This window comes from Hydrogenophaga sp. ANAO-22 (assembly GCF_042466645.1).
Taxonomy (GTDB): domain Bacteria; phylum Pseudomonadota; class Gammaproteobacteria; order Burkholderiales; family Burkholderiaceae_C; genus Hydrogenophaga.
On sequence record NZ_CP159956.1, the window covers coordinates 1,253,078 to 1,274,009 of the forward strand.

The following is a 20,932-nucleotide window of genomic DNA, read 5'->3' on the forward strand; positions in this document are numbered from 1 at the left end:
ATCGACACCGCCCGTGCACGAGATGGCATTGATGGTTCGATATGCCAAAAACAATGGTTGGTTGCGAGACTTGAGCCGACCGGACTGTTTGTCACTCGTGAAGCGGCTGATGAACGAACTCAACAAGCATCGAGTAGTCGGACAAAGAACACGTGAGGTAGCCTGGGCTCCGACAGTGCGCATCGCGGTTGAAAGCTTCATCGACTTCCTTGAGACACGAATCGTCGAACGCGCAGAAGGTGACTACAAGAGCGTAGTCATCCCTAGCGCCTTGATCATTCAGCAGGAAGTGAGCGCGCTGTTTACTGAATTGACCGAGCGTGTGTTAGTCGGCCTCAATACGCCGCGTGAAATCTTCAAGGAACCGCACGAAACCGACACCTACCTTCAGCCCCTCGAAGGCTGGCCTGAGACGTTTCGAAGACTCGCGTCCGATATGTCCGAAATCCTAAACAGCGCCGCGAAGGAGTACGAAGAGATCGAAGCCTCGCTTTTCCCTCCTCCATCTGATTCAGGAAGCACTCTGCGGCGAAAAAACCTCCTTCACCGGTCGCCGAGGAACGCTGAACCGCACTAGGCAATAGCTTGGTTTGTAGTCAGAAATTCCGCTGTAAGTTAGTGATTCATATGTAAGCGCGCGGCCATCCCATCTTGACCGCATGGCGCGGTCGTGTTTTTGAGATTGCTTTGTCAGGCTGGCTGCCAGCGATGTGGCAGCAGCTCGCCGATCTGGCTGGCGCGCTGCATAGGCAGGCGTGCCATCACATCGCGCAGGTAGGCATACGGGTCGTGGCCATTCATTCGCGCTGACTGGATCAGGCTCATGACGGCTGCCGCCCGCTGGCCAGCGCGCAGGCTGCCAGCGAAGAGCCAGTTGTTACGGCCAATGGCAATGGGCCGGATCTGGTTCTCGATCCAGTTGTTGTCCACGGGCAGTTGCCCGTCATCCGCGAACCGGGTCAGTGCCTCCCAGCGCCGCAAACTGTAGTCCAGCGCCTTGGCGCTAGCTGTTCCCTCAGGCACCTTCTGACGTTGCAGCAGCATCCACTGGTGCAAGGCATCGAGCAGCGGCTTCGTTTGTAGTTGCCGGATGGCTTGGCGCTGCTCGGCACTGAGCGCCTTGACCTCGCGCTCGATCTCGTAGACCCGCGCGAACTGCTGCAGCGCGAACTCGGCGATCTGGCTTTGATTGGCCGCGTGCAGATCGAAGAACTTGCGCCGCGCGTGCGCCAGGCAGCCGACCTCGGTCACCCCACTGGCGATCAAGGCCTTGTAGCCGCTGAAGTCGTCACAGGTGAGGCTGCCTCTCCAGTCACCCAGGAAGCGCCGGGCGTGTTCGCCCGAGCGTGATTCGCAGAAGTCGTAGACGACCACCTTGGTGTTCTCGAAGGCACCCGTGGCATAGGCCCAGAGGTAGGCCCGGTGCGTCTTTCCGTTGCCCGGCTTGAGCATGGACACCGGCGTCTCATCGGCATGCAGCACGCGGTGCTGCAGCAGCTCGTTTCTCATGGCATCCACCAGTGGCTGCAACTGCACGCCACAGGCGCCCACCCACTGAGCGAGCGTGGAACGCGGGATCGCGAGACCAGCTCGACCAAAGATCGCTTCCTGGCGGTACAGCGGAAGGTGATCCGCGTACTTGGCCACCAGCACCTGCGCCAGCAGCCCGGTGGTGGGGATGCCCTTGTCGATGATGTGCGGATCGACGGGGACTTGGGTGAGCGTCTCGCACTTCGCACAAGCCCACTTGCCACGGATGTGGCGCTCGACGCTGAAGACGCCAGGCACATAGTCCAGCTTCTCGGCCACGTCCTCGCCCACGCGCTTCATCTGGCAACCGCAGGCACAGGTGGTCGAGTCGGGCTCGTGGCGGATCTCGCGCCGCGGCAGGTTGGCTGGCAGCGGCGCGCGCTTGGGAACCTTCTTCTCTTCAACCTTGGCGGGTGCCTGCGCTTCCTGCAGCGCATCGATCTCCGTGGCCACGGCCGCCAGATCGGCCTCGATCTCGTCTTCGAGCAGGCTCTTCTGCTCGGGGTTGAAGCGTTCGGACTGGGCGGCGAATTTCATGCGCTTCAAGAGCGCGTTCTCGTGCGTGAGTTTGTCCAGCAACGCGCTCTGGTGGCGCAGCTGCGTCATGAGGCGCGTGGTCAGCTCACGCAGCTCTTCTGCGCTCAGGCTCTGCAGGGATTGAGGCTCGACCACCATGGGCATCCACTGTGCCAGCACTGGAATGTGCGCACCATTGGCGCATGCCCCAATTGGCAAGCGCCGGTCAGCGCTTCAGAGTCAGACCACGGTGATGACACCGCCGTCAGCCAGGCGCTGCCAGGGCAGGCCCAGCACCAGCGCATCGAACTGGGCGCGGCTAAGCGAGGCGGTGCTGGCCGCATCACGCGGCCAGACGAACTTGCCGCTGTTCAGGCGACGCGCTGCCAGCCACACACCGATGCCGTCGTGCACCAGCACCTTCATGCGGTTGGCGCGCCGATTGGCGAACAGGTAGGCGTGGTGCGGGCGCGCTGCGCCGAAGACCGACACCACGCGGGCCAGCGCCGTCTCGGTGCCTGCTCGCATGTCCAGCGGCTCGGTGGCAAGCCACAGCGCATCAACCCGGATCACTTGATCAGCTCTCGCATCCACACGGCGCACTGATCGGCCGCATCCAAGGGCCAGGTCACCGAGACGCTGGTGGCGCCACGGCGCAGCTCGACGCGGATGTCTGGTGCAAGTGCAGGCCTTGGTGAACATGCCGCTGGCGGCAGCGGCACTGGAACGAATGCGGGAGCCTGGAGTGCAGGCAGCGCGCCACCCGCTTCGCGGCGCCACTTGTGCACGACATTGGCGTTGATGCCGTGCGACAGGGCAATGCTGGCCACCGAAGCGCCTGGCTTGGCGCACTCGGCAAGGATCTGCTGCTTGAGCTCGGCGTCGTACCGCCGGCGAGTCTTCTTCTTGGCTTCATTCATGGTGTCCACCTATTTCGCTTGGTGGACACCATCGTTGCCGCTTAGACCGATCCCTTCAAGGGTGGGATGGCCGCGCGCTTACATTCATATAGGTGTCAGCGGGACTCTTCGGCTTTTTGGGGTGTTTTTCGACCTGCTTGAGATCTGACTCCCGTAAAAGTCCCGCAGCAATCTGCACTGTTAGGCGCGGCCTACCCTCCCTCGCTGCAGCCAAAATTGATCACCGTCGCGGTAGATCAGTGCACACAAGGTATAAGGCGTATCAGTCGCCTGCGATGTACAACGCCGGTTTTGCGGGCGATCTCGTTAGGCCGTACGATGCAACCATGACGACCTTCGCAGAAAACCTCAAAAGAGAGATCGCCCGAGTAGCACGCAAGGAGCTCAAGGCCGAGCTCGACGCTTTGCGCAAGACTTGTACGACCCAGCGGTCAGACATTGCAGCCCTCAAGCGCGACGTAAAGTCATTGCAAGGCCGCTTGTTTCGTGCCGAGCGCGTGACCCACAAGACAGCGGCGGTAGTGTTGCCATCAGTTCCCCCACCGACCAAGCCCGCTACCCGCTCGCCTGTGGGGGCGCTGGGCTCTTTTAACCACGAGGCATTTGCAGACTTCCGCAAGACCCTGCGAATCACACAAAGTGAAATGGGCCGGTTGGTGGAGGCATCTACGCTATCAGTTTGGAAGTGGGAGACCGGCAAGGCGCAGCCCCGTGCAGGAGCTCTTCTTCGGATCCAGACCGCCATGAAACTGGGAAAGCGCGCCGCCATAGCTAAGGCCACAACACCTACCTGATTGGGATCGCGGGAGGTCGCGGGCGTTTCAGGCTAACGCGTCGACCTGAACGCCAAAAAGCTACTGGGCACGCGCGATGGTGGTGGCCATGGTGGCGTCGCCCAGATGCTTGCCCCGGTTCCGCACCACTCGGCCGGGGGTTATGACGATGGCGTGGCGCAGCTCGTAGCGCTGGTGAACCATGGCCTGCAAGAGCTCGGCGCCGATATCCGCGATGCGCCGGGTCAGGAATAGGTCGTCCGTTTGCGGAAACAGGACCAGGATGTTCGCCTGCTGATTCACTCCTCTTGGCGCTAAGAATATTCACATAATGCTAAATCGTGGACTATCAAAAAATCGAAATTCGCAAGCCACCGGGGCTGGCTGGTTCATGCGATTTGAAGCACTTTCAGAAGGCAATCCCAGCAACGCTGCCGCCAATCCACGCCAGTGGCTACGGCGCCGCTTGTGCGAGCACGCAAATTCCACACGCCCCTTCCAGAAACCGCCACTGATCGATCGTTGGCGGCTTGCGGCAGCTACCTCCAGTTTGACAAGCTTCGCCACCTCATCGTTTGTTGATCAGGCGCCGGCATTTTGCGAGGCTACGCTGAACGATCTCGAGGTGATACGGCGCGGTCTCACGCGTGATGACCGTCAACGCGGCCTCGTACGCCCGCACCGCCTGGTGCAGCCGCTCGGGGTCGTTTTCGCGCTCGCCAAGGGTGGTGAGGGCATCGCCCAGATTGTTCTGCGTCATTGCCCAGTGCATCGGTGCGCGCTCACGCGTGTATTCCTGTAGCGCGGCCAGGTACGTCTGCACCGCCTGCTGGAGCCGTTCGATGCCACCTTCGCGCTCACCAAGGGACTTGAGCGCATTGCCCAAGTTGTTCTGCGTCATCGCCCACGCGAGCGGAGCGCGCTCCCGCGTGCGCTCCCGCAGCGCCGCCTCGCACGCTTGCACCGCCTGCTCAAGGCGCTCGGTTCCATTTTCGCGCTCGCCGAGGGTTGTGAGCACACTGCCCAGATTGTTCTGCGTCATCGCCCACTCCAGCGGTACGCGCTCGCGCGTGTACTCCTGTAGCGCGGCCAGATACGCCTGTACTGCCTGCTGCAGCCGTACGATACCGCCTTCGCGCTCACCAAGGGACTTGAGCGCATTGCCCAGGCTCATCTGCGTCATCGCCCAGTGCATCGGTACGCGCTCGCGGGTGCGCTCCTGCAGCGCAGCCTGATACGCCTGCACCGCCTGTTGCAGCCGTTCGGTGCCGCCATCGCGCTCACCAAGCGTCTTTAGCGCGGTACCGAGGTTGTGCTGCGTCATCGCCCACTCCAGCGGCACGCACTCGCGAGTGCGTTCCTGTAGCGCTGCCTGGTACGCTTGCACCGCCTGCTGCAGCCGTTCGGTGCCGACATCGCGCTCACCGAGGGTCTTGAGCGCGGTACCCAGGTTATTTTGCGTCATCGCCCAGTCCCGTGGCGCTCGCTCGCGAGTGCACTCCTGCAATGCGGCCAAATACGCCTGCACCGCCTCCTCGAGTCGCTCGGTACCGCTTTCGCGCCGACCAAGGTCACTCAGCACGTTGGCAAGGTTGTTCTGCGTCGTCGCCCACTCCAGCGGCACACGCTCGCGCATGCACTCCTGCGACGCGGCCCGAAACGCTTGCGCCGCCTGCAGCAGCCGTTCAGTGCCGGGCTCTCGCTTTCCTAAGACCGCCAACGCAGTGCCAAGCCAGACCAACGCCTCACCGCGCTCCTCGCGACTCCCGGCCACCGCTAGGCGCCTGCGTGCCAACGCTTCCGCCACCTCCAGGGGCAAGCGCAGGCCGCGCTCCTCGCCTTCTGCGCAGTACGCTCTGAGCCTATTTTTGAAGAGCTCACTCGCCGCGGCGCACACCGGATGATGGATTCCAACCAGCCTCTCCACCGCATCGGCCACGCGCTGCGGCTGGCGCAGTAGCATCGCCTGGCTCACGGATGCCTCGAGCAACTGCACACGTCGGCGCCGCGCAGCTTCACGCTCGCCCGCCTCGCGCCGGTCCAGTTCCGCAAGAGCCTGGTCGATCGACTGTGCACCTTGCTCGAGCTGACCTTCCTCGATCGACTGGCGAACACGGACGAGCACTTCGTCAACGAACAGATCCTGGTAGTACGACGAGTGCCCTTTCGCGATAAGCTCCAGAGCGACGCTCACCGCGGCATCTAGCTCTTGCACCGCGCGATCAAACTCGATCAGGTCATCTGGGCGCAAGCGCTTGGCCAGGGAAAGCACAGTGTTGTGAGCGAGTTGGCCTGGCCCGCTACCAATCTGCCCTTTGGCTTCAATGGCAGCCACCAGTTGGGCCAGTTGCTCTTGCATCCGGTCGAGCATGCCTGTCTGGAGATCGATCTTCGCGTCAACAACCGAGACCTGATCACTCAGGACTTGCCAGCGCGCAGTCCACTCAGCATCGACGCGCCCAAGCCAAGCAGCGAGCCCACCTTCGATTGAGGTGCCGCCTAGCGAATCGAGCAAGCGGTCGAGCCGCGCATCTTGGCCACGCAGCAGCTCAAGGCACTGCTGTCCAAGCTCTACCCCGAAGCCCCCGATGGCGATCACAAAGGCTTGGCTCGCCTCTGGATAGCGATCTGGACTCTTAATCGTCTCGGCAAAAACGGCATACACCAAGTCGCCGAAGGTGCGCCGACTGCTGGCCCCTGGCACAGGAAGGCCCTGGCGGGCGATCTGCTCGTGCAGGCTCGGCACCTCGTGTATCGGCCAACCGGATACCGCCGCTACATTCTCGCGAAATGACTCTGTCATAGCTTCACCAGCGGCCGCACGGTTCCCCGTCATCGTCGCGGGCAAGTCGACGACGAGTTCCCGCAGGTGCCGGTCCATGGGAGCATGTCCCGGGTGAACATCGCGGTCGAAGGCCTCAGCACGCAGCGCACGCAGACCAGTGATCAAAACGGTCGAGAAGCGCTGAATGTCTCGACTTTGCGAGGCCCATTCGGGCGTTGCGCAGGTTTGCACCACCGAACAGTCGATCTGCAGCGCCGCCTCAATCCAAGCCAGGCGCAGTGCGCGCAGCAGGTCTTCGTTGGCCGCGATTGACGCAAAAGGGTTGACGTCGTTTAAGCGTGCGATGGCACGCTGCCGAAAGCGGCGAGGAACCAGTTTGTTGACGGCCGGCAAACCGCCCAGGACCGTGCCGAATATCTCCTCGCCCCATCCCGACGCCATAGCTTCCTCCTGAGGAACGCCCCCCGCGCACTTATGGACACGGTGTTGCGCGGCTGTGCGTCAAGGTCCTTGTAGGGCGTCCTCAAGGGGCTACTTGACGCAGACGACTTCCTGTTACGGTTGCCGTTGAAGGCGCGCCAGGCCAACAACAAATACTTCAAAGCTGACCAGCTTCACTCAGTCTTGAGGAAATAGTCAGTTGCGCAAGCGTGTCCGAGTGGATCATGTTAGCTACTACCCCGAAGGCCAGCAACGGGCCGAGGCTGTTTGAAAACGCCTGAATCAAGTAGAAAGTCGACCTTTCAGATCGCGTCAGCATCCACGATCGAGACCATGGGAAATGGTTTTGCCGCCCGTGAAAACGGTGTGCGCACACGTTTTCACCCAGTATCGGCCGATAGCCGTCATGCCAGCTCAGTCGAAAGCGGGTCGAGGCTACACGCATATTGCATTCACATTCTGTGGCTGCGGTTGGTAGGGAATTCCATGCACGTCGCTGTGTGGACGCTATGCTTGCCTCTCGAAGGACAGCGATGCTTTTGCCATCGCAAAGACAGAAGCCCTCGATAGATCATAGGGTTACGGGACAGTCGACTTGGCTAAATTTTCCGGATCCAGTCACCGGATCCAGTCACCGGATCCAGTCACGAACGCGACGGCGCTATTCGTTGCTCCGAAGAGCTTCGAGTGCTTCGTCCAGTGTTTCGACGGCCTCCAAATGGAGAGCAATAGCGTTCGCATCGAGCTCAATCCCGGAGGGCATGTGCGGCAGTGCGCTGCGGTAGCTCAAGTGCGTAAAGAGATTTACCTTCGCGCGCGAGTCCGACCAATCCTCATTTTGAACGCAGCGACGACTCGCGATAACTATATCTTATCGAGGCTTATTTATGGGCATGCGGAAGAGGGGTTTTGGACCCCAACTGGTCCATGATCGCGCCCATCGGCGTGCTCTTGTCCAGCACCTTGCGCTTGCCCGGTCGCATGGCCACGTGCCAGTTGACGGCGATGTCTTGGGTCTCTTCGCGCTTGCCCACGCCCAGGTAACCAGCGTCGTCATAGACGTCCGTTTCTTCTCCATGCACCAGTGCGTGCGGCTGCGTCACGTCGTTGACGTTGGCCGCTGTACCCACCACCGTGTGCACCAGGCCCGAGTCCGCATCGACCCCAATGCGCGCCTTCATCCCGAGTGTCACTGGTTGCCCTTCTTGGTCTGGTGCATCTCGGGGTCGCGCCCGCCACTGCTGTTCTTGGTCGAACTCGGTGCTGCGATCAAGGTGGCATCAACCACCGTGCCGCTCTTCAGAAGGAGCCCCTCGGCGGCCAGCGTGGCGTTGACGGTGGCCAGAATCTGCAAGCTCAGGTTGTGGGCGACGAGCAGATGACGGAACCGCAGGATGGCGCTCTCGTCGGGCAGGTTGTCTGCCCCGGCATCCAGGCCCACGAATTCACGAAACAGCGCCATGTCGTGCAGCCTCTTCCATGGACGGGCCCGAGAGGTTGAACAACTGCTGGACGAAGTGAATGTGCAGCATGGTCTCGACGGCAAACGGCGGGCGCTCCCCTTTGGCGCCGCGCGCTGGCGCGTGCGGTGCAATCAGCTCAACCCACGGCACCACCAGGTTCATCTCGTCGAGGAACTCGCGCTTGCGCGTCCTCTTGGTTTTGCGCTCGAATCCGCTCTCGCCCAGGCTCACTTGTTTCATGCCGTCACTGTCTCACATCGGGCCAGGGGCACCAGGGTCGTGCAGACGCTCCCTAGCGTGATTTCCACTGCCAGCGGCTGGTTGCAACCGAACCTGACACCTTTGTAAGGAAGCAGACGGGCTCGCGTCAGGCAGGCTTATACATACTTCGACCATAGCGAATAGGAAGTCCAAAAGACAGAACAGTCCATTAGGTAACCTTAGTCGACTTGAGGCGTTGCATTTTTCTTGGCGGCGTCAGTGCCCATATTGGGCTGAAGCACTTGTTTAAACTTTCCGTTCACCTCTTTACCTTAATTGCCAGGAGTTCAAATGACATTCGCACAAGCCTCCTTCACCAAGCGCTCAGGTCTTTGGTTCGCGGCGACTCTTCTTGCCGCCTCGTCTGCTACTGCGGCGGGCATACACGGCGGCGGACACGATGAATCGCCCATTGGCGAAGCTGGTGTTGCTGGCAAAGTCTCACGGACCATTCAAGTCGATGCCGCAGATAGCATGCGTTTCACTCCCTCCCTGGTAGCCGTCAAGAAGGGAGAAACGATCCGCTTTGTCGTCACAAATTCTGGCAAGGTACCGCACGAATTCAGCCTGGGCACGGAAAAGGAATTAAAAGAGCACTACGAGGTGATGAAAAAAAATCCGGGCATGGAGCATGAAGAAGCTAACAAAATTTCCTTAAAGCCGGGAAAAACAGGTGAGGTCATCTGGCGTTTCACCAAGGGTGGAGTCGTTGATTTCGCCTGCCTTCACCCGGGGCACTACGAGGCGGGGATGAAGGGTCAAATTAGTGTGACCAACAAGTCAGCATCAGCGGTCTCGCCTTCACTAGCAGCTGCTGGTCCCGTACCGGCGCAAATGACGATGGTGCAAAATAAATCGGGCATGGACCAAGGAAAGATGGGAACGGCAGCCAGTCCTGGCTTGACGGACGGTGAAATCCGCAAGATTGATAAAGAAGGCGGGAAGATTACGATCAAACATGGAGAAATTAAGCACCTGGATATGCCCGCAATGACCATGGTTTTCACAGCCAAGGAAAAGGCAATGTTGGACAAGGTTCAGGTGGGTGAAAAAATTCAGTTCATCGTCATCCAAGAAGCAGGCAAGATGGTCGTAACGGACATCCAATCTCGTAAATGATTTGACTGCGAGCAGCGATACGGCTTTGGCGAACCGCAGGGTTAGAGCTGCAGAGCCTTTCCGTGCTGGGCCATTTCGCGAAAAGCGGCAATTGACTATTCGCCAGTGAACTTGGGAAACCTATCTTCTTAAAAATCGCGGAGAAATATGAAAATTCATCTGCTCGCTAAAAACCAGGTACGCTGCTTCCTAGCGACTGTATTTTTCGTTCCGTCTCTCGCATTAGCGCAGGCTCCAGAGCCGGAAACCATCAAGACGGATTACAAGCTTGCTTACAGGTCGGCTTTGTCGGAATACGAGCCCTACAAGGAGCAATCTGTTCAATCTTGGAAGGAAGCCAATGACAAGGTGGGGGAGATTGGGGGATGGCGTGCCTACGCCAAGGAGATACGCCAAGCGGAGCCTGCGACCCAATCTGATCAGCCTGCTCCAGGACATGATGCTCCTCATGGAGGCAAGAAATGATCCGCCTCTTACGAATGCGCCATACGAAAGTCGCGATCGCTGCAGCTGCTGTTGTGGTGTTGTCGGGTTGCGCCAGTGTGAATCTGGAACAAAGCCTGTCTAGTGCCAATGCGACGGCAAACAGTTTTACGGATGGCCAGCTCACACTTGCCCGTGACCAAGGCGAACGTGATGGCTTGCGCAGACGTGCTTTGGATCTGCTGAGTAAGCCTCTGGAGCAGAAAGACGCCGTTCAGCTTGCGCTCGTTAATAGTCCGTCAATGCAGGCCATGGTGGCTCAAAGTTGGGCTGATGCATCCATGGCAGCCCAGACCGGCCGCATTGCCAATCCAATTCTCAGCCTCGAGCGTATGCGCTTGGGAGACGAAACCGAAATTGGGCGACTCCTGTCCTTAGGCCTGCTGGACTTATTGATGTTGCCTGCGCGCAAAGGCATTGCAGAAGGGCGCATCAAGCAGGCCCAACTACGCCTGAGCAGCGATGTGGTCGATCAAGTCACTCAAGTTCGCCAAACCTGGGTGCGTGCTGTCGCGGCCCAGCAGACTTTCTCGTACACCCAGCAAGTCTTTGCTAGTGCCCAAGCCAGTGCCGAATTGGCCAAGAGGCTGCAAGCAGTCGGCAATTTTAATAAGCTGGACCGAGCACGCCAGCAAGCCTTCTATGCGGATACGGCGAACCAATTAGCCGTTGCTCAGCACCAGTCCACAGCAGCTCGTGAAGAGTTGATCAGGTTGCTGGGCCTGGATGACGACCAAGCAGTGATGCTTAAGCTGCCAGAGCGTTTGCCTATATTGCCCAAAGAGCCTTTGTCTCCTCAGGCAGCGGGCCGTCAAGCGTCCCAAGCTCGATTGGACCTTCAGATCGCTAAGGCGGAATATGACGCTGCCGCCCGTGCGCAAGGCTGGAACACTGTGTCGACGTTCACAGACATTGAGTTAGGAATTCGAAGAGATTCCGTTTTTGACAGGGCAGACAATTCCAAGCAGACACGTCGCGGTTTTGAAATTAGCTTAGAGTTGCCGATTTTTGATTGGGGAGGCATGCGGCGCGACTCGATGAATGCACAAACGTTGGCCGCTGCTAACCGCTTGGAGGCGACGGCTCGCGCGGCTGGATCAAGTGTTCGAGAAAGCTATTCCGCCTACCGAACCGCTTACGACGTCGCTCGGCACTACCGCGATGAGGTGATCCCGCTTAGGAAAACCATCTCAGAAGAAAATCAGTTTCGTTACAACGGAATGCTTATTAGTGTCTTCGAGTTGCTGGCCGACTCTCGCGATCAAGTGAACTCCGTCATGGCGGCCCTAAACGCCGAGCAGCAGTTCTGGCAAGCGAACGCTGCACTCCAAGCCTCCCTCATCGGCAAGCCTACAAGCGCTGGAGCCTCGGGCGGCAATGCTGGAGTCGCCACTGAATCTGGCGCAGCTCATTGATCCCAAAGGAAGCCAAAATGACCTCGAGAAGAGATTTTTTCCGCGTTGCTAGTATTGCCGGAGGAGCCGTGGCCGCTGCGAGCGTGAGCCGTGTGGCGATGGCGGCGCTGCCTGAACCTGTCTTTCAAACCAGTCCCGACACCATGGCCCCCTTGGTGCCCAATTCGGGTCGCCCCTACAACCCGGTGGTTACCCTCAACGGCTGGACGATGCCTTGGCGGATGAACCAAGGCGTTAAGGAGTTTCACTTAGTGGCTGAGCCCGTGGTGCGAGAAATGGCTCCTGGCTTCAAAGCCCACCTTTGGGGATACAACGGCCAGAGCCCCGGCCCCACCATCGAGGTTGTCGAGGGTGATCGCGTTCGGGTGTTTGTGACCAACAAGTTGTCTGAACACACCAGTATTCATTGGCATGGGCAACGACTCCCCAATGGAATGGATGGGGTGGTGGGGTTGAACCAGCCCCCCATTCAGCCCGGAAAGACTTTCGTCTACGAATTCGTGGCGCGCCGCCCCGGCACATTTATGTATCACCCCCATGCGGATGAAATGACTCAAATGGCCATGGGAATGATGGGCTTTTGGATTACGCATCCCAAGACGAAAAACCCGCTGATTGACGAGGTGAATCGCGATTTTTGCTTCCTTCTCAACGCCTACGACATCGATCCTGGAAGTTACACGCCGAAAATCATGACGATGCTCGACTTCAATTTGTGGAGTTGGAACAGTCGCATCTTCCCCGGCATTGACTCTCTAAACGTACGTCTAAACGACAAGGTCCGCATTCGGATAGGCAACCTGACGATGACCAATCACCCAATGCATCTGCACGGCCACGAGTTTATCGTGACTGGTACCGATGGAGGTCCCACGCCGAAGAGTACACGGCTTTATGAGGTCACCGCGGACGTGGCAGTCGGTCAGATGCGTCAGATCGAGTTCTTGGCGGATGAGGAAGGCGACTGGGCCTTCCATTGCCATAAGAGCCACCACACCATGAACGCAATGGGTCATGACATTCCCACCATGATTGGCGTGGATCACCGTGGGGTGGCAAAGAAGATCAACAATCTCATTCCCGATTACATGGTGATGGGAGAGCGCGGCATGGCGGATATGACCGAAATGGAAATGCCTATTCCAGACAACACGATCCCTATGATGACGGGAGACGGCCCCTATGGATCGGTCGAGATGGGCGGCATGTTCAGCGTCGTGAAAGTTCGCCGGGACCAAAAGCCGGGGGACTACAAGAACCCCGGCTGGTACAAGCACCCCGAAGGCACGATGGCTTATGAATTTACTGGTCCGATGGCCGAACCAGCCCGCTTCAAGGCCGAGGGAGGACAGTCGATGCCTCGCAAGGAAAAGCCCTCAACGGATACCGTTGTGAAGATCAAGAAACCCTCTGTGCATGGAAGCCACTGAAGTACCGTTTTGCCGGATTCACGCCCTGTCGATGTCTTGCGGCAGCTTCGTAAGTAGCGCGTATGGCCCACCGGGGCGGGAGCAAGTGCCCGAAGGTGGCGGGCGGGTTAACCGTCCTCCCATCCCACTCTTGGCTGGCAGCGCGGCACGTGAACAGTGGCAAGTTCGTATGGCCACGTGAGGCCGCCACCACTGCCAAGCCCGGCAACGGCAAAACACATCGAGCCTACCTCTGGGCCTACGGCGCCTTCGAGAACACTAAGTCGGTGGTCTATGACTTATGCGAAAGCCGTGTGAGCGAGCATGTCCGAACTTTCCTGGGCACGGCAAAGGGCGGCCTGGCTCTTAGACACCCGATACCCCAAGCATCTCGGGATGCAGTGCAATTGACCTGTACGGTACCAGGCGCGACGATACGCTTGGCGCACGGGACGCCTGACGTCGTCGGCGGCTACTGGTTCATCTGCTGTAAACGTCCGGTCATCCTATCTTGACGGACGCCCTACAGGCGCAGCTTTTGCATCGCGGCGTTCACGGCATTGAAGTCGAAGCCAGCGGGATCGAAGAATCCGCCGTTCCACTCCCACATTGCCAAGTGCTCAGGATGCATTGGGTCGACGATAGCCTGCAAGAAGTCGCTGAAGCCCGGTGGCCCGCCCACATCTTCAGGAGGACAGGCGTTGGCTCCGGCTATGCAAAGCGGGCGAGTGTTCTTCGCGCCGGGCTCCAAGGCCGTCCTCGACATGGATCCGGTGGCGCCAGCCGTCGCCAAAAGCCGTAGGTGTAGATCAACTCGGTGGTGCCGCCGGCGAGCACCGCCGCCAGATCGAACACCCGTTCATCCCGCGTCTCGATGCTGGACGGCTACTCGGGGTGATCTCAATCTCGATGCAGAAAACCGGGTTAGCAGCCGAAAGTTAACCGGCATTCCATCGCACCCTCTGGAACCAATGCGGAAAGGCTTAGAGCTGACGAGCCCATGGGGGAACCAGCTTACCAAGCGTTTATCTGCGTTTTGTCGACTCCGACACCTTGGCCAAGTCACTATCCAGGCGCGAGGTAGAAGCATGTTGGAGGTACCAATCGAAGACTGCCCCTGTCCCTTCGCTTTGGGATGTGCCAAGCGAGAACTGATGCGATCAGCGGCGGTGCACAGCCGCCAGAACAGCCGTCCGTACCACGGCATGTAGGCACACCACATTGATTGCGTGCACGACGAACTGATGTTGATCAGGAGCAAACTACGAGTTTTGCGCCCTTAACTCCAGCCGAGCCTGGATTGCATTCATCTGCTCAATCTCCTTTCGCTGAGCACTTGCAATTTCCTCACACAGTTTAATAAGCTCCACGTCCTGGATGCGGGCTTCACGACACATCAGGATGGCGCCGGAGTGGTGCAGGATCATGGATGCGATGAACTGTATGTCGCCAATCGCGCTTTGTTGACGTGTGGCGGCCAATGCGGCGACGAAAATCAGGGCGAGAACGACATGAAGCGCCCAATCGCACGCGCAGATTCAGTGAAAGCTCCGAAGAAGTGCTGCGCATTCAGACGGGGACCGCCGCTAGTGCACGCGCGGAGGATGCTCAAGAGGCAAGGACAGCGTGCCCCTGCTGTCGGCCTCCGAAGCGGTTTGCGGCTGGCACGGTTGTAAGCAGCGGTACGGCCAATCCGAGACAGCGTCAACGCGGCTTCCGCATCAGCCGGTAGGCCACCGGCACCACAAACAGCGAAAGCAGCGGCGCACTGATCATGCCGCCCACCATGGGCGCGGCGATGCGCTGCATCACCTCGCTGCCGGTGCCCAGGCCCCAGAACAGCGGCAGCAGCCCGGCCACGATGGTGGCCACCGTCATGGCCTTGGGCCGCACGCGAAGCACCGCGCCTTCCCGGATCGCGTCCAGCAGCGAGGCGTCGCCGTCCAGCCCGGCGTCCAGGCGGTCCCGCCAGGCGTGCTTGAGGTAGAGCAGCATGATCACGCCGAACTCGGCCGCCACACCGGCCAGCGCGATGAAGCCCACCGCACTGGCCACTGACAGGTGGTGCCCGAGCAGCCACAGCAACCACACGCCACCCACCAGCGCAAACGGCAGCGTGGCCATGATCAGCAGCGCCTCATCGAACCGGCGAAAGATCAAATAGAGCAGCACGAAGATGATGAGCAGCGTGAACGGCACTACCAGCTGCAGCTTGGCGGTGGCGCGCTCCAGGAACTCGAACTGCCCAGACCACGACACCGAATACCCCGCTGGCAACTCCACCGCAGTGGCCACGGCGCGCTGCATGTCGAGCACCGCGCCCCGCAGGTCGCGGCCGCGGATGTCCACGTACACGAAGCCGGCCAGGCGCGCGTTCTCGCTGCGCAGCATGGGCGGGCCGTCGCTAATGCGCAGATCGGCCACGTCCGACAACACCAGGCGCTGGCCGGTGGGCGTCACGATGGGCAAGGCGCGCAGCTTGGGCAGCGAGTCGCGCAACTCGCGCGGGTAGCGCAGGTTGATTGGGAAACGCTGCAGGCCCTCCACCGTCTCGCCGATGTTCATGCCGCCCACGCTGCCGGCCACGATCTCCTGCACGTCGGCGATGTTCAGGCCGTAGCGCGCGGCGTCGGCGCGGCGGATGTCCACGTCGATGTAGCGCCCGCCGGTGAGCCGCTCGGCCAGCGCGCTGCTCACGCCGGGCACGTCCTTCACCGCCTGCTCGATCTGGCGGGTCAGGCGGTCGATGGTGGCGAGGTCGGCCCCGGCCACCTTCACGCCCACCGGGCTCTTGATGCCGGTGGCCAGCATGTCGATGCGGTTGCGGATCGGCGGCACCCAGATGTTGGAGAGGCCCGGCACGCGCACGGTGCGGTCGAGTTCTTCCACCAGCGCCTCGGGCGTGAGGCCCGCACGCCACTGCTCGCGCGGCTTGAACTGGATCGTGGTCTCGAACATCTCCAGTGGCGCGGGGTCGGTGGCGGTGTCTGCGCGCCCGGCCTTGCCGTACACGCTCTGCACCTCGGGCACGGTCTTGATGAGGCGGTCGGTCTGCTGCAGCAACTCGGCCGCCTTGGACGCCGAGAGCCCGGGCAGCGCGGTGGGCATGTAGAGCAGGTCGCCCTCGTCCAGCGGCGGCATGAACTCGCTGCCGATGTGCTGCAGCGGCCACAGGCTGGCCACCAGCACCAGCGCGGCGACCACCAGTGTGAGCCGAGGCGCCTTCAGCACGGCGTCGAGCACCGGTCGGTACAGCGCGATCAGCGCGCGGTTCAGCGGGTTGGCGGTTTCCGCCGGGATGCGCCCGCGGATCAGGTAGCCCATGAGCACGGGGATCAACGTAACCGCAAGGCCGGCGGAGGCCGCCATGGCATAGGTCTTGGTGAAGGCCAGCGGCGCGAACAGCCGGCCTTCCTGCGCCTCCAGCGTGAACACCGGGATGAAACTCAGCGTGATGATCAGCAGCGAGAAAAACAGCGCCGGGCCGACCTCGGCCGCGGCGGTGGCGATCACCTTCCAGTGCGCGTCGCCGCGCAGCGTTTCGCCGGGGTGCTGATGCGCCCAGCGCTCCAGGTGCTTGTGCGCGTTCTCGATCATCACGATGGCCGCGTCCACCATGGCGCCGATGGCAATGGCGATGCCGCCGAGCGACATCACGTTGGCGTTGATACCCTGCTGCTGCATCACCCCGAACGCAATGAGCACGCCCAGTGGCAGCGACACGCTGGCCACCAGCGCGCTGCGAAAGTGGAATAGGAACGCCACGCAGACCAGCGCGACCACGATGAACTCCTCCACCAGTTTCACGCCCAGGTTTTTCACCGCGCGTTCGATCAGGCCGGAACGGTCGTACACCGGCACGATCTCCACGCCCGCCGGCAGGCTGCGCTGCAACTCGGCCAGCTTGGCCTTCACCGCCTCGATGGTCCGCAGCGCGTTCTTGCCCGAGCGCATCACCACCACACCCCCCACGGCCTCACCCTCGCCATTGAGCTCGCCGATGCCGCGCCGCATCTCGGGTCCGGTCTGCACGCGCGCCACGTCGCCCAGCCGCACCGACACGCCGGCCGGCGTGGTCGTGAGCGGAATGGCGCGGAAGTCGTCCAGCGTTTTCAGGTAACCGCTGGCGCGCACCGCGTACTCGGCCTCGCCGAGTTCCAGCACCGAGCCGCCGGCCTCCTGATTGGCGCGGCCCACCGCTTCGCCCACCATCTTCTGCGTGATGCCGTAGCTTGCCAATCGGTCGGGGTCGAGCACGATCTGGTACTGCTTGACCATGCCGCCCACGCTGGCCACCTCGGCCACGTCGGGCACGGTCTTGAGCTCGAAGCGCAGGAACCAGTCCTGCAGCGCGCGCAGTTGCGCCACGTCCTGCTGGCCGGTTCTGTCCACCAGCGCGTACTGGTAGATCCAGCCCACGCCGGTGGCGTCGGGCCCGAGCGAGGTCCTGGCCGTGGCGGGCAGGCGCGCCTGCACCTGGTTCAGGTACTCCAGCACGCGCGAACGTGCCCAGTACAGGTCCACGTTGTCGTCGAACAGCACATAGACGAAGCTGTCGCCGAACATCGAGAAACCACGCACCGCCTTTGTGCCGGGCACCGAGAGCATGGTGGTGGTGAGCGGGTAGGTGACCTGGTTCTCCACGATCTGTGGCGCCTGGCCGGGCCAGGTGGTACGGATGATCACCTGCGTGTCGGACAGATCGGGCAAGGCGTCCAGCGGCGTGCGCTGCATCGCCACCAGACCCCAGGCACTCAGCATCAGCGTGGCCAGCAGCACGAGGAAGCGGTTGGCAATGCTCCAGTGGATCAGGCGCGCGATCATTTGCCCGCCTCCGGCGCCACACGTTGCAGGCTGGTGATGCGCGGCACCTGGCCGTCCTGCATTTCAAACTCGATCTGCAGCCGGTCGCCTGCTTTGAGATCGCGTGGTTGTTCCGAGCGCGGCGGTAACTGAAAGCCCATCTGCATCTGCGGCCACTTCAGCGCCGGGATCGGTGGGTGAGTGAGCGTGACCGTGTCGCCGCTGAGCGCATCGATCACCGCTTCGGTGGTGTAGCGCTGTTGCCTGGACGTAGACGTCGGCGTGAGTTCCTGATTGAGCTGGGCTTCCAGTCCGCGCAGGCTGGCCTCGGAGTCGATCAGGAACTGACCCGAGAGCACCACGCGCTGCCCCATCTGCAGGCCTGCGCTGATCTCGGTCTGCCCCCAACCTCCAGGCCCGCGGTCACCTCCACCGGGCGAAAGCGTCCCCCTTCCTCAGCCACCATCACCACGCTGCGCCGCCCTGTGTGGATCACCGCATCGCTGGGTACCAGCAAGCTCGCTGCAGCCTTCGGCAGGGCCAGCCGCATGCTCACCAGCATGCCCGGCACCAGCCGGCCCTGCGGGTTGGCCAACTCGACCCTTGCGCGAATGGTGCGCGTGACCGCATCCACCGCAGGCAGCAGCGCCTGCACCCGGCCTTCAAAGGTCTGCCCCGGCGCGCCGGTGCTGGTGGTGCGCACACGGGCGCCCGGTTGCAGCAGCGCGGCCTGGCTCTCGGGCACCGCCCCCTCGGCCCACACCGTGCGGGTGCCCTGCAGGCGCATCAGCAGGGCTCCTGGCATCACCGTGGCACCCTCGCGCACCAGGAGTTCACTCACGATGCCGGCGATGGGCGCGGTGAGTGTGAAGCGCGACTGCACCCTGCCTGAAATCACCACACGCTCGATGTGGGCGGTTGGCATGCCGGCCTGGCGCATGCGCTGCCGCGCGGCATCCTGCAGCGCCTCAGTGCCCGGGCCGCTCAGGCGGGCCAGCGCCAAGTACTCCTCCTGCGCGGACACCCAGTCGGGCACGTAGAGTTCGGCGAGTGGCGCACCGGCGGCCACGCGGTCGAGCGCGGCTTTCACATGCAGCTTCTCGACGAAGCCCATGGCGCGTGAACTCAACTCCACTTGCTCGCGCTCGTTCCAGGCCACATTGCCCACTGCGGTCACTTCCGACACCAGTGAGCCTTCGACCACCGGCGCTGTGCGCAGGCCCAGGTTCTGCTGGATGCGCGGGCTCACCGTGACGCTGCTGGCGTCGGCCGCGTCGCTACCGGCGTAGCGTGGCACCAGCATCATGTCCATGAAGGGCGACTTGGCGGGTGCGTCGAAGTTCTTGCCCGGCACCATGGGGTCGTGGTAATTCAGGATGCGCCGACCCGTTGCCGGGTCCACATCGCCGGCCTTGAGTGCATCCCGGATATGCCGGCGCGTGGCCTCTTCGCCTTGCGGGATGGTCCACTGCGACGGGTCGTCGAGGGCGCTGGTGCTTGCTGCCGGTTGCGCGGTGACCGAAGTGGTGTCGCCCCTGCCTTGCTTCATGCCCAGCCACCAGGCGCCAGCGCCCACGCCAGAGAGAGCGGCCACAGTGGCCAGTGCGATGAGGGATCTTGTCTTGTTCATGGCTTCACTCCAGTCGTGGTGTCGGGGAGCAGGTATTCGAGTTGCGCCCACAGGCCCGCGGTGTCGCGCTCCAGGGCCAGGCGTTCCAGGGCAAGGTTCAGCGCGTCGCGGCGCGCCTGCAGCACGGCGCCCAGGCCTTCGCGACCGCCTCGGTATGCGGCCAGTGCAGCGTCAACACGCTGCGTGGCCAGCGGCTGACGCTGTGCATCCAGGTAGGCCAGTCGATCCCGCCCCGCGCGCCAGTCCTGCTGCCAGCGCTGCACTTGCAGCGCTCGCTCGCGGGTCTTCTCTTCGCGCTCGGCCTCCAGTTCGGTCACACGGGCCAGGCGCGCAGCCAGTTCGCGCTGCTGGCGCTGAGGCTTGTCCCACTGCAGCGGGACGGAGATACCGATCGACACCATGTTGGAGAACTGCGAGCCGCGCTGGCTGAACATGACCTCGGCGCTCCAGTCGGGCCTGAGTTCTTGGCGGGCTACCTCGGCCTCGGCCCGGGCCACGGCTTCGCGGGCCTGCAGCGCGGCAAGATCGGGCAAGAGGTCCATTTGACCGATCGTGGCCGTGCTGCGTTGCCATGATGGGGGATCGGCGAGCGGGTGGTCGGGCGGGCCGCCGGTGAAGCGTGCCAGCGTGAGGCGAGCGTTGGCGCGCTCGGCCTGTGCGCCGATCAAGCCTTGCTCCAACTGAGCCAATGCCTCGCGCGCGCTCAGCGCATCGGCCGTGGAGCCACGCCCACCGCGCAGGGCGGCCTCGGTGGTCTGCACCAGCACACGCGCTTCGGTGATCTGCGCCTGTAGCAACAACAAACGCTGCTCCTGCATGCGGCGCTCCAGCCAGGCTTGGGCCACCTCGGTTTGCAGCAGGGTGGCGCGCTGCGCGCGTTCGCTGAGCGCCGCATCGGCCTCGCGTTCGAAGCGCTCACCGCGGGCGCGGCGCTTGTCCGCGTTGGGCAGCGCCTGCATGAGCGCGACCGAGCGCATGGTCATGAAGTCGCGCGTGGTGTTGAAGCGATCCGGCCCGTTCACGGGCAGGTTGTCCAGCGAGAGGCGCAGCACCGGGTCGGGCCGCTGTGCTGCTGCGACGGCCATGTCGCGAGCGCCTGCCGCGGCGGCATCGGAGGCCTGCAGGCCGCGCGAATGTTCCAGCGCCGAGCGCACCGCCGCGCCCAGGCTCAGCGGTTCGGACGGGTTCGCTGCGGCGGGCGTTGTCGCGATGGCCAGCCAGGCGATGGCGGCGGCCAGCGCGTGCCACGGGGCCCGCGCGCGGGTTGTCGGGAGAAGGTGTTGTTCCATGTCTGAGCTCCGGAGCGAGCGCGCGCGGGCAGCAGCCCGGTCAACGCGCGATGGCAGGGACCGCCCGGGTCGGGGCGGTCTGCGCTGTGTGGGGA

At 62.1% G+C, this 20,932-nt stretch carries 17 protein-coding genes and 2 pseudogenes; 7 read left to right on the forward strand and 12 right to left on the reverse strand.

Features of this window, described 5'->3' with window-relative positions; translation table 11 throughout:
* Positions 1-109: 109 nt before the first annotated feature.
* Positions 110-577 carry a hypothetical protein gene (locus ABSY19_RS05865; protein WP_382160056.1) on the forward strand — a complete coding sequence of 156 codons (468 nt, stop codon included), beginning with the start codon at positions 110-112 and terminating at the stop codon, positions 575-577.
* A gap of 113 nt (positions 578-690) precedes the next feature.
* Here ABSY19_RS05865 and ABSY19_RS05870 read toward each other — a convergent pair whose 3' ends face one another.
* The 3 genes from ABSY19_RS05870 to ABSY19_RS05880 form a co-directional block, all read right to left on the reverse strand.
* Positions 691-2,205, reverse strand: a complete 1,515-nt coding sequence (locus tag ABSY19_RS05870) for an IS66 family transposase (RefSeq protein WP_382163701.1) — start codon at positions 2,203-2,205, stop codon at positions 691-693.
* A gap of 81 nt (positions 2,206-2,286) precedes the next feature.
* A complete protein-coding gene (tnpB, locus tag ABSY19_RS05875) occupies positions 2,287-2,619 on the reverse strand; it encodes an IS66 family insertion sequence element accessory protein TnpB (RefSeq protein ID WP_382155582.1) in 333 nt (110 codons plus the stop codon).
* The gene (locus tag ABSY19_RS05880) at positions 2,616-2,966 is read right to left on the reverse strand and encodes a transposase (RefSeq protein ID WP_382155579.1); all 351 of its coding nucleotides are present in this window, start codon (positions 2,964-2,966) and stop codon (positions 2,616-2,618) included. The genes tnpB and ABSY19_RS05880 overlap by 4 nt, the downstream gene beginning before the upstream one ends.
* 326 nt (positions 2,967-3,292) lie before the next feature.
* On the opposite strand from ABSY19_RS05880, the gene ABSY19_RS05885 reads away from it, so the two are divergent.
* Complete coding sequence (locus tag ABSY19_RS05885; RefSeq protein WP_382160059.1) at positions 3,293-3,760, forward strand: transcriptional regulator; 468 nt, start codon at positions 3,293-3,295, stop codon at positions 3,758-3,760.
* A 60-nt stretch (positions 3,761-3,820) separates the two neighbouring features.
* On the opposite strand, the gene ABSY19_RS05890 is transcribed toward ABSY19_RS05885, so the two are convergent.
* From ABSY19_RS05890 to ABSY19_RS05900, 3 genes and pseudogenes are all read right to left on the reverse strand, one after another.
* Positions 3,821-4,042, reverse strand: coding sequence for a hypothetical protein (locus ABSY19_RS05890; RefSeq protein WP_382160062.1), 222 nt, complete (start codon positions 4,040-4,042; stop codon positions 3,821-3,823).
* Between the two features lie 265 nt (positions 4,043-4,307).
* Positions 4,308-6,965, reverse strand: coding sequence for a tetratricopeptide repeat protein (locus ABSY19_RS05895; protein WP_212745177.1), 2,658 nt, complete (start codon positions 6,963-6,965; stop codon positions 4,308-4,310).
* A 917-nt stretch (positions 6,966-7,882) separates the two neighbouring features.
* A pseudogene (locus ABSY19_RS05900) lies at positions 7,883-8,668 on the reverse strand (IS5 family transposase); the annotation flags it as partial.
* Positions 8,669-8,980: 312 nt separating this feature from the next.
* On the opposite strand from ABSY19_RS05900, the gene ABSY19_RS05905 reads away from it, so the two are divergent.
* The 5 genes and pseudogenes from ABSY19_RS05905 to ABSY19_RS05925 form a co-directional block, all read left to right on the forward strand.
* Positions 8,981-9,808: a copper-binding protein gene (locus tag ABSY19_RS05905; protein WP_382160065.1), complete on the forward strand. Its 828-nt coding sequence runs from the start codon at positions 8,981-8,983 to the stop codon at positions 9,806-9,808.
* Between the two features lie 147 nt (positions 9,809-9,955).
* Complete coding sequence (locus ABSY19_RS05910; RefSeq protein ID WP_382160068.1) at positions 9,956-10,273, forward strand: hypothetical protein; 318 nt, start codon at positions 9,956-9,958, stop codon at positions 10,271-10,273.
* Positions 10,270-11,706: a TolC family protein gene (locus ABSY19_RS05915; RefSeq protein ID WP_382160071.1), complete on the forward strand. Its 1,437-nt coding sequence runs from the start codon at positions 10,270-10,272 to the stop codon at positions 11,704-11,706. The genes ABSY19_RS05910 and ABSY19_RS05915 overlap by 4 nt, the downstream gene beginning before the upstream one ends.
* Positions 11,707-11,723: 17 nt before the next feature.
* Positions 11,724-13,136 (forward strand): multicopper oxidase family protein, encoded by a 1,413-nt coding sequence (locus tag ABSY19_RS05920; RefSeq protein WP_382160074.1) that lies wholly within the window; start codon positions 11,724-11,726, stop codon positions 13,134-13,136.
* Between the two features lie 200 nt (positions 13,137-13,336).
* Positions 13,337-13,456 (forward strand): annotated as a pseudogene (locus ABSY19_RS05925) (hypothetical protein); the annotation flags it as partial.
* Positions 13,457-13,638: 182 nt separating this feature from the next.
* On the opposite strand, the gene ABSY19_RS05930 reads toward ABSY19_RS05925, so the two are convergent.
* From ABSY19_RS05930 to ABSY19_RS05955, 6 genes are all read right to left on the reverse strand, one after another.
* A complete protein-coding gene (locus ABSY19_RS05930) occupies positions 13,639-13,866 on the reverse strand; it encodes a hypothetical protein (RefSeq protein ID WP_382160077.1) in 228 nt (75 codons plus the stop codon).
* A gap of 511 nt (positions 13,867-14,377) precedes the next feature.
* Complete coding sequence (locus ABSY19_RS05935; protein WP_382160080.1) at positions 14,378-14,542, reverse strand: DUF305 domain-containing protein; 165 nt, start codon at positions 14,540-14,542, stop codon at positions 14,378-14,380.
* 277 nt (positions 14,543-14,819) lie between these two features.
* Entirely contained in the window at positions 14,820-17,939 is a 3,120-nt protein-coding gene (locus ABSY19_RS05940; RefSeq protein WP_382160083.1) for an efflux RND transporter permease subunit, read from the reverse strand.
* Positions 17,936-18,292, reverse strand: a complete 357-nt coding sequence (locus ABSY19_RS05945) for a copper-binding protein (protein WP_382160086.1) — start codon at positions 18,290-18,292, stop codon at positions 17,936-17,938. The genes ABSY19_RS05940 and ABSY19_RS05945 overlap by 4 nt, the downstream gene beginning before the upstream one ends.
* Positions 18,256-19,548: an efflux RND transporter periplasmic adaptor subunit gene (locus tag ABSY19_RS05950; protein ID WP_382160089.1), complete on the reverse strand. Its 1,293-nt coding sequence runs from the start codon at positions 19,546-19,548 to the stop codon at positions 18,256-18,258. The genes ABSY19_RS05945 and ABSY19_RS05950 overlap by 37 nt, the downstream gene beginning before the upstream one ends.
* Positions 19,545-20,837: a TolC family protein gene (locus tag ABSY19_RS05955; RefSeq protein WP_382160092.1), complete on the reverse strand. Its 1,293-nt coding sequence runs from the start codon at positions 20,835-20,837 to the stop codon at positions 19,545-19,547. The genes ABSY19_RS05950 and ABSY19_RS05955 overlap by 4 nt, the downstream gene beginning before the upstream one ends.
* Positions 20,838-20,932 lie beyond the last annotated feature (95 nt).